We start from the raw sequence: 12,992 nt of genomic DNA, 5'->3' as shown, positions 1-12,992 counted from the left end.
CTATTCACAGTAGTAAAAATAAAATTTATGCCAAATAACCATAGCAACATTAATGATATAACTTAAGTTATCGACAAATATGAAGCCTGTTAACTAAAAAACCTCTATTAACTCAAATTCTTCAAATATTAATTCCATATCTGGAGAGTAGGTACCTTCTCGCATAAAGAATTCTTTATGTCCTTGTTGCCAATATGACAAGCTTAGATCACCCTCACCTTCTTTACGCGCTAACTGTTCTGTGACCTCAGAAAAACGTACCAATGTTAAAGAGCGTGTTCTGATAACACAAATAGGAACCCCATGGCTATTTAAAATAATATTGTAACCACCAATTGTTGGCGTGACTGGATCACTAAAAAAACCACTTAATGAGCTACATGTTGCTGTTTTTTTTCTTTCAACGACAAGTTGTGCAAGTTCATCAGCAAGCTGCGGATTATCCCCGAAAGACCAACAAATCGCTGTAGGGTATTTCTTTTTTATCAATTCCAGCATGAGATTTTTCTCTCGTTATCTCGAATAAAAAACCAACACCTGATTTTAGTCAGGCATTGGTTATTCCTATATTACTGTATAAAACAATTAATATTGTGATTTAATTGTTTTTGCGATCTCAGCGACGACATTCTGCCATCCTTCCCCTAGCGTACGTACCAGAGCCGGATAGCCATCTTGCGTTTGTGTTAACGCGACAGAAAAAGGCTGACTAATCACTTTATTGCCTTGAGTGTAGATCCAATCACCAGCAATAATCACTTTGCCGTCATATCGACCTTGAAAATAATTAACATTGACAGTCAATTTAGCAAGTTTATCTTCAATAGGTTGTGTCGAAACCACTCGATTAGGGAATTCTTTTGCTAATCCCACAACCAGATTTTGCTGTAGCTGTTGATCAAGCGGGTTTATCCACAAATGTTGGTTAGCAACGGTATAATTGATATCACTGGTTTGATAGACAATGCCCGTGTTAACTAACATATCAGATAAACGGATAGGCTGAACCCAAATCTGATCTTGCTTTGCGCTCTCAGTAGTTGTAACAACCTTATTATTTGCACCTTGATAAACATCAGGTAATTGATAATAAGCTTTATCAGGCACACTTGAACAAGCCGTCAGCATCAATACCGCGATCCCAATAATATATTTCATTATTTTTCAGCCCTCTTTGGTTCAGGATCTTTACCTTGTTGTGCTTCAAAAATTAATGCGTTGCTCTTATTGTTTAAGGTCTTCAATAGCGGTTGCATCTCTCTGAGCACTTGATCTAAGCGTTGCATATTATCAACCATTTTACTGTATGCCGGTGAGCCAGGTTGGAAACCTTGCATACTGCGATTGATCTCTTTTAATGACTGTTGAATATCATTAGGCAGTTTTTGGAAGTCATCACTACCAATCATAGCATTTAATGATTTCAGAGTTTCCTTCGCTTCAGCAACCGCTTTTTGACTTTCGGTTAATGTCGCAGTCATCTCTTTCAACATTGGCTCAACAGGAAGATTGTTGATCTTATCCAATGAAGTCATCACTTTTTGCTGAATTTGCGTTAAACCAGAACTGACTGTGGGTATTTGTGGTAATCCTGCAACAGTTTGTGGCCCTTTCCAAGGTTCAACATCTTGATAAAAGTCCAGATCAATATACAGCGCACCTGTTAATAGATTGCCTGATTTTAACGATGCTCTTAATCCATTTTTAGCAGCAGAAGAAAGCTCTTTTACGAAATCAAAACTTTCACCTACATCATTCGCAAAACGTTCCGGCTCAACATGGATAAGCACAGGAATACGGAAATCTTTATCTAACGATTGTTGCATTTCTTGGGTGTAATAGGGTACTTGAACAACCGTACCCATTCTAATACCACGGAACTCAACTGGCGCTCCGGCTTGTAATCCTCTTATAGAATCAGAGAAAAACATAATATAGCTACGGTAATCGGTATATAACGAATTTTGAATACTCTTTTCGTTATCATAAAGTTTAAATTCTGTTTTAGGGGCAATAGCTTCACCAGGTAACCACCCCGTAGGCACATCGAAACTCACCCCACCGCTAAACAGTGTGGAAAGCGAAGCCATTTCAACACGAACCCCTGATGATGACATATCAAATGCAATGCCTGAATCTTTCCAGAAACGAACATTCGACGTGACCATTTTGTCATAAGGTGCTTTGATAAAAAGCTGGTAGTGCATATCTCGGCTTTCAATATTAAATTCACTCGTCTCAACCGAGCCGACTTGATAACCCCTAAATAATACCGGATCACCTGCATTAAGCTGGCCTGCTCTTTCACTGACTAAATTAATGCGTATCCCCTTTGCATCCGGAGAGGCCAGTGGCGGAGAGTCCAATAAATTAAATTCATCCTGCTCTTTACCTGTTAAACCGGGTTGTAGCTCAATATAAGCACCTGAGAGTAGAGTACCTAAACCAGTGACACCTTCTTTCCCCACTTGTGGTTTAACCACCCAAAAAGCGGTATCAGCACGCAGTAGTTCTTTCATTTCATTATCGAGACGAGCTTTGATGATCACTCGACTAAAATTACTATCTAATGTCACACTTTCGACTAAGCCAATATCAACACTACGGCTCTTTATTTTAGTTTTACCTGCTTCAATACCATCAGCATTATAGGTTATTAATGTGACTTCAGGACCTTGATGACTGAAATGATAATAAAGTATCCAAGCTCCTATCAATAACGTAACAAGAGGTATTATCCAAACTGGAGACCAGCTTTTCAGTTTATTAATTTTTGCTTGTGTTAAAGCAGTATCGTTCTTTTCAGTCACCCTTAGGCTCCTTAATCATGGGTTTATCATCATCGGCAGTACATTTATCCCATGTTAACCGAGGATCAAACATCATTGCAGAGAACATCGTTAATACGACAACCAATGCAAATAGCACTACACCAAAATCGGGATAGATACTCATCAGACGTCCCATTCTGACTAATGAAGCTAAAACAGCGATAACAAAAACGTCAATCATTGACCAACGCCCTACATATTCAACCACTTCATAGAGAAAGTGCATTCTCGCCGGATCACGTTTTCCTTTAGCTTTATGTGCATCCCAACATAGCCAACCGATAGCCACCATTTTTAAACTGGGTACCATAATACTGGCAATAAAAATAACCATTGCCACAGGATATGAGCCATCTTCCCAAAGTAAGATAACCCCAGCCATTATGGTTGAGTAAAGATTATTACCCAGCGATTCCGTCACCATAATTGGCAATAGATTAGCCGGAATATAAAGAATTAAAGAAGTAATTAAGAAAGAGAGCGTCCATTGCAAACTATGAGGTTTTCTCGCATACCCTTTTACTTCACAACGACTACATTCATATTGATCAGCCGGTAAAATAGCAGTGCAAGAACGACATAATCTTACCCCTTGCTTTAAACCTGTTTTACCTGATTCAATTTTAGGATAAGCGGGTCGCGATTCTAGTTTTTCCCATAATGTATGGCGATCTAAACATTGAAATGCACGAATTTGTAATAAGCAGTAAAGTACATAAGGTAGAAAGCTTAACCCTAAGCCGATATCACCATACGCCATTAGCTTGACAAAACTGACTAAAATACCGGCTAAAAAAATCTCTGCCATACACCACGATTTTAATTGGAAAAGAATTCGTGATAGCCAAATTTGTAATTTTCTTGGCAGCTTAATGGGTGTACAAAGCAGTAAAATCGCTATCATGCAGAAAGCAGGAACCACTTGTACAAAGAGTAAAAAGAAAGCGCCTAGCTCAACATAATTTTCGCTAAACATCACATTTGGGATCTGCATTAAAGTAATGTTATTGGTAATTCCTGCCACTTCCATACTGACAAAAGTAAATTGGCAAGCCATTAACAACATAAATAATGCACTAATCGCCAAGGCTACAGGCTGATAAAAAGGTTGTCGCCAACGTGCTGTTAGCAAAGTGTGACAACGTGGACAGGTCGCCTTGGTTCCTTGGGCTAATTCAGGAACACTCACTACCAGATCGCACTGAGGGCACAATATTTGCTCATGTTGTTCTTCATGACAAGAATGTTGACCCGAACACACAACGGCACCTCTCATTTATTTGATAATCAATAAACAACAATAAGTATAGAGACTAAAACGGGGCATTATGCCCCGTTATGAGTTGGCATACGTTATTCACCGTTTTGCATCATCTCCAGCTCTTGCCATCTATCAAAAGCTGTTTCAAGTTCATTTTCCTTATCAGCTAATGCTTTTAGCACTTTTTCTGTCTCTTCATGAGGACGTGTAAAGAAATCAGCTGCAGCCACTTCTTCTTGTAAACAACCTAATTCCTCTTCTAAACGTTCCAGTTTAGCGGGCAGTTGTTCAAGCTCGCGGATCAAATGATAGCTTAACTTATTGTTACTTCGTGTAGCCTTTTTGGCGTTCTGTTTTGGTTTAGTCTCTTTTTCAGTTTTTTCTGGTGCATTACGTGACTTATTCGCTTCATTTTTAAGAGAAACAGACTGTGCACGCTGCTGCTGCGCATCATAATAGCCGCCAACATAGCTATTGATTACGCCATCACCTTCAAAGATCCAACACTCCGTAACACTATTATCAACAAATTCACGATCATGGCTAACCAACAACACAGTGCCTTGATAAGCATCCACCAGCTCTTCTAATAGTTCTAATGTTTCAACATCAAGATCATTAGTTGGTTCATCAAGAATAAGTAAATTGCTTGGTTTTAAGAACAAACGAGCAAGCAATAGACGATTTCTTTCGCCCCCCGAAAGTGCTCTAACAGGTGTCATGGCACGTTTTGGTGGAAATAAGAAATCTTGCAAATAACCTAAAACATGACGAGGACGACCATTTACCATCACCTCTTGCTTACCTTCTGCAAGGTTATCCATCACTGTTTTATCAGGATCAAGTGTGGCACGGTGTTGATCAAAATAAGCAACTTCTAATTTAGTGCCGCAATGAATACGACCACTATCTGCTTTTAAATCCCCTAACATCAATTTGAGTAGTGTGGTTTTACCACAACCATTAGGGCCAACTAAGGCAATTTTATCTCCTCGTTGCACTTTTGCAGAGAAGTCACGAACGAGCCTACGCGTACCGATGCTATAATTAACATCTTCTAATTCAAACACAATTTTACCTGAGCGCGTTGCTTCTTCGACCTGCATACGAGCACTGCCTAATACTTCACGACGTTCACTTCGTTCAACTCGCAATGCTTTTAATGCCCGTACACGACCTTCATTACGAGTCCGGCGAGCTTTGATCCCTTGACGTATCCATGCTTCTTCTTGCGCTAATTTCCGGTCAAACTCAGCATTTTGTTGCTCTTCAACACGCAATGCCTCTTCTTTACTTTCCAGATATTTATCGTAATTTCCCGGCCATGAGGATAGTTTTCCGCGATCTAAATCAATAATGCGGGTTGCCATATTACGAATAAATGATCGGTCATGGGAAATAAAGACAATGCTACCTTGGAAATCCTTTAAAAATTTCTCTAACCATAAGATAGTTTCTATATCTAGATGGTTGGTGGGCTCATCCAAAAAGAGCACTTTCGGTGCGCTCACTAATGCGCGCCCTAATGCGGCTTTTCTTAACCATCCTCCGGAAAGTGAGGAAAGCTCTGCTTCGCCATTTAACCCTAATTTTTCCAGTACTTCAGCAATACGGCTATCTAATAACCAGAGATTACGGTTATCGAGCACTTCTTGTAACTGAGCTAATCGATTAAGATTTTTTTCAGACGGATCCGTTTCTATTACCTTTGAAACACGATGATATTCGGTAATATATTGCGCATCTTCTGCAACGCCTTGCGCGACAAAATCAAAAATAGTGCCTTCGATATCTCTGGGGGGATCTTGTTGTAAACGTGCAGTCACCAGATCTTGTTCATACACCACTTGCCCATCATCTAAGGGCTGCTCTTTGGCTAACACTCTTAATAGGGTCGATTTTCCGGCACCATTGCGACCGACTAAACAAACGCGTTCATTTTCATCAATAAACAAGTCTGTATTATCTAATAAAGGGGCATCACTAAACGCTAAATAAGCCCCAGTCAAACTAATTAACGGCATTGTAAATTATTCCTCACCAGCATGATTTAATAGCCAGCAATTGTGGATTTGGCGGTTACGTGCAAAATCTTGCGATAACGTTTTTTGTGTTATCTCTTTTGCTGTTAACCCAATATTCGCTAATGCTTCATGATCCATTTTGAAACCACGTTTATTATTTGAGAACATAATTGTTCCGCCTTTTCTTAATAAACGCTTTAGATGTTTCATTAATTCAATATGATCACGTTGTACATCAAAGGTATTTTCCATGCGTTTTGAATTAGAGAACGTCGGAGGATCGATAAAAATCACATCAAACTGTTCATTACTTTGGCTTAGCCACTGTAAGCAATCCGCCTGCATTAAACGATGTTGTCTACCTGATAATCCATTTGCTTGAAAGTTTTTCTCAGCCCATTCAAGATAAGTTCGTGACATATCTACTGTTGTGGTACTTTTAGCTCCCCCCAACCCAGCATGGACTGACGCGCTACCGGTATAAGCAAAGAGATTTAAAAAGTCTTTTCCTTTGCTCATTTCACCTAACATTTTGCGTGCAATGCGGTGATCTAAAAACAGTCCAGTATCGAGATAGTCGGTTAAATTCACCCAGAATTTGGCACCAAACTCATCAACTAAAAAGAAATCCCCTTTCTCTGCCATTTTTTCATATTGTTGTTTACCTTTTTGGCGTTGACGAGTTTTTAAAATTAGTTGATCAGAGCGTAATGCCAAAACCTCCATGGTGGCACTAATCACATCAAATAAACGCTGGCGTGCTTTATGTTCATTAATGGTTTTTGGAGGTGCATACTCTTGGATCACCACTTTTTCGCCATAGCGATCTACCGCAACATTATATTCTGGTAAATCAGCATCATATAAGCGATAACACTCAATTTGCTGTTGTTTTGCCCATTTTGCGAGTTTTTTCTCATTTTTACGTAAACGGTTAGCAAAATCTTCCGCCAGTCGTGTATTAATCGTCGAAGGTGTTTCTGATAATAAATAGTTTTTTTGTACACAATCTAACGGACCATTTTTAGCTTTAAATTCACGCTCAGCACGTAACTGAATACAGCTTAACAATTCAGGAGAAGCACTAAAAAGTGATAATCGCCATCCTGGGAAATGGGCTTTTACCGCACGTCCTAACTGGCTATGCAAAGCAATGAGTGCGGGTTCACTTTCTAAACGTTCACCATAAGGCGGGTTACTAATAATCGTCCCTTTAACACCCGTGGATACTGGGTTAGTCAGTTTTGCTGCATCACCTTGGGTAAAAGTAATTAAATCGGCCACATCCGCACGACGTGCGTTGGCTCTTGCCATATCTAATACACGTTTATCCACATCGAAACCATAAAAACGCGCTTGAGTATTCTTTTTACCTTCACGGAAGCGGGCAAATGCTTCATGAGTGACTTCTTTCCATAGCGCTTCATTATGTCCTAACCAATGACGGAAACCCCAATGGACTCGATTTAAAGCGGGAGCACAATCCGTCGCCATCATTGCTGCTTCAATAAGTAAAGTACCTGAGCCACACATAGGATCAATTAATGGTGTATCGGTTTTCCAACCTGAACGCATAATAATCGCTGCTGCTAGATTCTCTTTTAGCGGTGCTTGCCCTGTTAAGTCACGATAACCACGTTGATGTAATCCATCGCCACTGAGATCTAAAGATAATGACGCTTTTTCTTTATGTAGATGTATAGTTAAACGAATATCCGGTGATTGCTTAGCAACATCCGGTCGTTGCCCTATTTTACGTTGGAATGAATCGACGATAGCATCTTTCGCTTTTAATGCACCATATTGGCTATTACGGATCACATCATTAGTGCCATTAAAGTGAATAGCAAAAGTATGATTAACTGTAAATACTTCGCTCCAATCAATTGCTTGCACACCAAGGTATAAATCTAGATCACTGTAGACATTAAATTCATTTAGCGGAAGCATGATGCGAGAAGCTAAACGGCTCCAGAGCAAAGACTGATACATGGTTTTATCATCAGCACGGAAATAGACACCACCTTGCGTAATCTGGCAAGACTGGGCACCAAGGTGTTCAAGTTCAGTTTTTAATAATTCTTCCAGACCTCGGCCTGTGCTGGCAAACAGAGAGCGCATAATATTGTTACCACCTAAAATAAAATTGTTGGGCATTATAGCTAATTGTATTACGTTGTCATAAAGTTACTGACGATAAAAAAATAATAAAACCTTTTTGGGAGCACTGATGATCAACGTATCACGCCTTTATATACACCCTGTAAAATCAATGAAAGGGACTCGTCTTTCTCAAGCCTTTGCCCGTGAGAGCGGCTTCACGTTTGATCGTGATTTTATGATAACGACCCCTGAGGGGACATTTATCACCGCACGTAAATACCCTTTGTTGCTGTGTTTTATTCCCACTGTAATGACAAATGGTATTTATATTCAAGCACCCGATGGTGAAGGAATTGCCATTACTTATCAGGATTTTCAATCTTCATTACAACCAACTGAAGTGTGGGGAAATCATTTTACCGCTTATGTTGCCCCAGATGAAATAAATCAATGGTTCAGCCGCTATTTAGGCATGGATGTACAACTTCGCTGGACGGGTGAAAAATCAACACGTCGAGTAAAAAAATCTCCTGAAACCGCGGTTTCGTTCGCTGACGGTTACCCTTATCTATTGATTAATGAAGCCTCATTTCAGTCTCTGCAACAGCGTTGCCCAGCTTCAATCAATATTGAGCAATTTCGCGGTAATATCATCATCACAGGTGCAAAACCTTTTGCAGAAGATAGCTGGCAAACAATCCGTATTGGCTCTGTCGTCATGGACTTAGTCAAGCCTTGCAGTCGCTGTATTATGACCACTATCAGTATCGATAAAGGCATTAAGCATCCTACCACAGAACCGTTAGCAACACTGCAAACATTCCGTACAGATGAAAAAGGCGATGTGGATTTTGGTCAAAATATTATCATTCGCCAATCAGGTATTATTCGTGTTGGGGATAAAGTTGAAATATTAGCTTATAAAGAAGCGAAATCTTATTTACAAACAACAGAGCAAACAACCGAACCAGCAACTGACAATGCGGTTACAGCAGCCTCCGCTCAAGAGCCAAAACAAGCTGTCACTATTGAATTTAATGGCATCAGCTTTGCCGGGAATAATCAAGAGGTGTTGTTAGAGCAACTGGAAAATCACGGTTATGCTATTCCCTATAGTTGTCGTGCGGGGATTTGTGGCTCTTGTGTTATTCAATTAGATGAAGGTGATGTCAATGCATTAAAAGCAGGTGCCATAAAACGTTCTGGCAGAATACTCGCATGTAGTTGTGTTCCTAAAGGCAATGTAAAACTTTCACTTAATAAAAAATAACGCTTATCTTTATCACAAATAAAAAGAAGGTAAACTGTCCTTATCTTCTTTTTATTTTGCATGATCTGCTCTGCTGATTAAGAATTATCTCATCAATAACTCAATTTTAAATTAACTATAAACTCACTTTATTTACTTTTATAAATTTGTTGCAAAAAGAGAATAATGCAGATTTGATTTTAGGAAGTGTTGTTTAAGGCCAATTGTTTTTAGCATATTATAAACAATAAGTGAAAATAAAAGAGTAAGTCCTTTTTACTCTTTTATTAGATGACTTTTTCGTACAAAAACGATCTTGGCTCAGACTGTTTATGATATTCACTTAACCGATCATTCATGATTTTTAGTGGATCACAAAACGTTAGTGTTCTATCAAATAATGCTAACTGAGGCTGGGCTAATAAGCATAAACAGGCTTGCTCTCCCACTTCCGCCACTAAAAAAAGCACTTTTTCATTGCTATCTTTCAATGCGGTTTCCACCACTTGAGCTAAATAAGGGCGGGTTGATGAATGACTCACTTCAAAATACCAGCTCTTAGGCATTAATGGCTTTAAAAAACGATGGGCTATTAATGCGTTTAACGCTAATTCTGCTCGCGACTCAGAAGGCATATCAATCTGGCGGATTTGCTCATCATATCCATAATAAAGAGCAGCATCATCAACAGTAAAAGGTGATGATTGATGAGCAGTTGCACTTAGCATTTTACTTGGAAAACGACTACGAAAAATCATTCCATTAGCTAAATCGAGCATCAACTTTTGTTGCTCGTCATCAAAATACCAACGCCAGCGATCATCGGGTTTTATTATCACTAATTATTCCCCCTTCGATTTATTACCTGCTTTTTTCTCTGATACTCAATATTAAATAACCTAAATAAAATATTTAATACCACCTAACAAAAACAGGGTTCATTTTTTTATTAATTAAGCACAATCACTGCCATTTAATAAAAAATAATCAACTAGAGGCAATATAAACGAGTTAAGGGCAGAAGAAAAGCCCTTAACTGATTATTGAATGTAATTAAATATGATTAATTATAGATTTTATAAGTGCAGGACCATGATAAATGAATCCTGAATAGACTTGTATTAAAGAAGCACCTGCATCCATTTTTTCGCGTGCGGCAGTCAATGAATCAATCCCCCCTACCCCAATAATAGGTAAAGCGCCTTTTAACTCTTCATTTAGTTGTCGAATGATTTGTGTACTTTTTGATTGAACCGGACGACCGCTTAATCCACCGGCTTCATTGCAGTGATCTAATCCACTCACTAATGATTTGTCTAATGTTGTATTGGTCGCAATTACGCCATCAATATGGTGACGCACTAAGCTATCTGCAACTTGGATTAATTCTTCATGAGTAAGATCAGGGGCAATTTTAACGGCCACAGGCACATATTTTTGATATTTCCCTTGTAACTCAAGTTGTTTATTTTTAATCGCAGATAATAAATCGTCTAATGCTTCACCATATTGGAGTGTCCGTAAGCCGGGGGTGTTAGGTGAAGAGATATTAATCGCAATATAACCTGCATAAGGGTAAACTTTTTCCATACAGATTAAGTAATCATCTTTTCCTTGCTCTACGGGGGTATCTTTATTTTTACCGATATTAATACCCAGCACACCACCATATTGAGATTGTTTTACATTCTCTATTAGGTTATCAACCCCTAAATTATTAAACCCCATTCGATTAATTAAGCCTTCAGCTTCTACTAAGCGAAAGAGACGCGGTTTGTCATTACCTACTTGTGCTCGTGGTGTAACAGTACCGACTTCAATAAAGCCAAAACCCATTGCCCCTAGTGCATCAATACAATCACCATTTTTATCAAGGCCGGCGGCAAGACCGAGAGGATTTTTAAATGAAAGTCCCATACAAGAAACGGGTTTGGCAGGAAGTGATTGTTGAATAAGAAATTGAAATGGGGAATGAGATAAGCGTTTTAACTGACGAAAGGTAAAATCATGGGCACGTTCAGGATCTAGCCGAAACAATGCCTTCCTTACTAAGGAATAATACATACGATCTCCATTGAGAATATCGGGTATTAGGAATGATATGTCTACGACGATTTAAGCGTCGAGCATCATATAGATAAAAGCACGAAAAGTAAACGTTTCAATTGCACAATTCACCATAAAAAATCCCCAGTTTATGATGTCCCTCGCACAATTCTCCTTTCATTAAGATGATGTAACATCTCAAAAAACTTAAAAAAATCAATATTTAAGATTTTTTTCATATTTATCAATAAATAAAGTTTTCTACAATTATTGAGCAATATAACACTAGTTAAATCCTAGCAATTCAGTAGCGCTAAACTTGGATAGTAAATTGAGTAAAAGAGTCTTTTATACTCAAAAATGGAAACTACTTTATGAACGATAAAAAAACCATTAACACGCACCCCCCTTTACTTACGAATATTCGAAACCTCTTGATACAAGGTAGAAAAAACACAGTACAAGCAGTAAACAGCATAATGGTACAAACATATTGGGAAATCGGTCGTTTAATTGTTGAAGATGAACAACATGGAGATAATCGAGCAAAATTTGGAAAAAGAGTTTTACAAACTTTATCAGCTGAATTAACAAAAGAATTTGGTAAAGGATTTGATACCTCAAATCTTCGATATATGAGGAAATTTTATCTCACATTTCCAATTCGTGACGCAGTGCGTCACGAATTAAGTTGGACTCATTATAGAACGCTACTAAAACTAAAGAATGAACTCGCCCGTCAATGGTATATAGATGAAGCAATTACACAATCTTGGTCCGCCCGTGCATTAGAAAGACAAATTAGCACATTATATTATGAACGATTACTTTCAACACAGGGGAAACAGCAAAGTATTTATCCTGTATTAGCTGAAGGAAAACAAAAAACTACTGAACTCGCAACTTCAGTCAAAGATTATTTACGTGATCCCTATATTTTTGATTTTCTAGGACTACCTAGTAGTATCCTGCAAGAAAATAAACTAGAACAAACTTTAATAGAAAACCTAAAAGAATTCTTACTCGAATTAGGAAAAGGGTTTGCTTTTGTCGAACGACAACAACGTATTAGTACTAATGATGGTGATTTCTATATTGATTTAGTTTTTTATAACTTTCACTTAAAATGCTTTTTGTTAATAGACTTAAAAATGCATAAACTCACCCATCAAGATGTTGGGCAAATGGATATGTATGTCCGCATGTATGAAGAGAAAAAACGCCGTCATGATGATAATCCAACCATAGGGCTAATTCTTTGCACTGAAAAAAATCACACAGTAGCCAAATACTCCATTCTAAATGAAAGTAAACAGCTATTCGCTTCAAAATATATGCTTGAATTACCAAGCGAAAAAGAATTAATTTTACAATTAGAAAAAGAACGCCAAAAATTATTTGAATAATAGTCATAACCCCTTAGCTTTTATTCAATACATATTATTAAACCATTATAATTTTTTGTATGAAATACTTAC

General features: G+C 38.2%; 10 protein-coding genes. 2 read left to right on the top strand and 8 right to left on the bottom strand.

Features of this window, described 5'->3' with window-relative positions:
* Positions 1–93: 93 nt before the first annotated feature.
* The 6 genes from AACU95_RS11845 to rlmKL form a co-directional block, all read right to left on the bottom strand.
* Positions 94–498: an ASCH domain-containing protein gene (locus AACU95_RS11845; protein WP_004244678.1), complete on the bottom strand. Its 405-nt coding sequence runs from the start codon at positions 496–498 to the stop codon at positions 94–96.
* An 87-nt stretch (positions 499–585) separates the two neighbouring features.
* Positions 586–1,158: a membrane integrity-associated transporter subunit PqiC gene (gene pqiC / locus AACU95_RS11840; RefSeq protein WP_004251932.1), complete on the bottom strand. Its 573-nt coding sequence runs from the start codon at positions 1,156–1,158 to the stop codon at positions 586–588.
* A complete protein-coding gene (pqiB, locus tag AACU95_RS11835; RefSeq protein WP_004244676.1) occupies positions 1,158–2,810 on the bottom strand; it encodes an intermembrane transport protein PqiB in 1,653 nt (550 codons plus the stop codon). The genes pqiC and pqiB overlap by 1 nt, the downstream gene beginning before the upstream one ends.
* Positions 2,803–4,092, bottom strand: coding sequence for a membrane integrity-associated transporter subunit PqiA (gene pqiA, locus AACU95_RS11830; RefSeq protein ID WP_004247682.1), 1,290 nt, complete (start codon positions 4,090–4,092; stop codon positions 2,803–2,805). The genes pqiB and pqiA overlap by 8 nt, the downstream gene beginning before the upstream one ends.
* 92 nt (positions 4,093–4,184) lie before the next feature.
* Positions 4,185–6,116 (bottom strand): ABC transporter ATP-binding protein, encoded by a 1,932-nt coding sequence (locus AACU95_RS11825; RefSeq protein WP_004244674.1) that lies wholly within the window; start codon positions 6,114–6,116, stop codon positions 4,185–4,187.
* Between the two features lie 6 nt (positions 6,117–6,122).
* Complete coding sequence (gene rlmKL / locus AACU95_RS11820; RefSeq protein ID WP_004247681.1) at positions 6,123–8,237, bottom strand: bifunctional 23S rRNA (guanine(2069)-N(7))-methyltransferase RlmK/23S rRNA (guanine(2445)-N(2))-methyltransferase RlmL; 2,115 nt, start codon at positions 8,235–8,237, stop codon at positions 6,123–6,125.
* 109 nt (positions 8,238–8,346) lie between these two features.
* On the opposite strand from rlmKL, the gene AACU95_RS11815 reads away from it, so the two are divergent.
* Entirely contained in the window at positions 8,347–9,489 is a 1,143-nt protein-coding gene (locus tag AACU95_RS11815) for a YcbX family protein (protein WP_004244672.1), read from the top strand.
* Between the two features lie 266 nt (positions 9,490–9,755).
* Here the strand turns inward: AACU95_RS11815 and AACU95_RS11810 are convergent, their stop codons facing one another.
* Both AACU95_RS11810 and pyrD read right to left on the bottom strand, forming a co-directional pair.
* Complete coding sequence (locus AACU95_RS11810; RefSeq protein WP_012367736.1) at positions 9,756–10,307, bottom strand: cell division protein ZapC; 552 nt, start codon at positions 10,305–10,307, stop codon at positions 9,756–9,758.
* A 214-nt stretch (positions 10,308–10,521) separates the two neighbouring features.
* Positions 10,522–11,532, bottom strand: a complete 1,011-nt coding sequence (pyrD, locus tag AACU95_RS11805; protein WP_004251935.1) for a quinone-dependent dihydroorotate dehydrogenase — start codon at positions 11,530–11,532, stop codon at positions 10,522–10,524.
* Positions 11,533–11,888: 356 nt separating this feature from the next.
* On the opposite strand from pyrD, the gene AACU95_RS11800 reads away from it, so the two are divergent.
* Positions 11,889–12,920, top strand: a complete 1,032-nt coding sequence (locus tag AACU95_RS11800) for a PDDEXK nuclease domain-containing protein (RefSeq protein ID WP_004244669.1) — start codon at positions 11,889–11,891, stop codon at positions 12,918–12,920.
* Positions 12,921–12,992: the final 72 nt, after the last annotated feature.

The organism is Proteus sp. G4415 (genome assembly GCF_963896075.1).
GTDB classification, from domain to species: Bacteria; Pseudomonadota; Gammaproteobacteria; order Enterobacterales; family Enterobacteriaceae; genus Proteus; species Proteus mirabilis.
The sequence above is the reverse complement of the archived record's forward strand: the minus strand, read 5'-3'. Positions and strand labels throughout refer to the sequence as shown.

Coding starts and splice junctions, on each gene's coding strand:
- AACU95_RS11845 (WP_004244678.1), bottom strand. CDS start 498: ATGCTGGAATTGATAAAAAAGAAATACCCTACAGCGATTTGTTGGTCT.
- pqiC (WP_004251932.1), bottom strand. CDS start 1,158: ATGAAATATATTATTGGGATCGCGGTATTGATGCTGACGGCTTGTTCA.
- AACU95_RS11825 (WP_004244674.1), bottom strand. CDS start 6,116: ATGCCGTTAATTAGTTTGACTGGGGCTTATTTAGCGTTTAGTGATGCC.
- rlmKL (WP_004247681.1), bottom strand. CDS start 8,237: ATGCGCTCTCTGTTTGCCAGCACAGGCCGAGGTCTGGAAGAATTATTA.
- AACU95_RS11815 (WP_004244672.1), top strand. CDS start 8,347: ATGATCAACGTATCACGCCTTTATATACACCCTGTAAAATCAATGAAA.
- pyrD (WP_004251935.1), bottom strand. CDS start 11,532: ATGTATTATTCCTTAGTAAGGAAGGCATTGTTTCGGCTAGATCCTGAA.
- AACU95_RS11800 (WP_004244669.1), top strand. CDS start 11,889: ATGAACGATAAAAAAACCATTAACACGCACCCCCCTTTACTTACGAAT.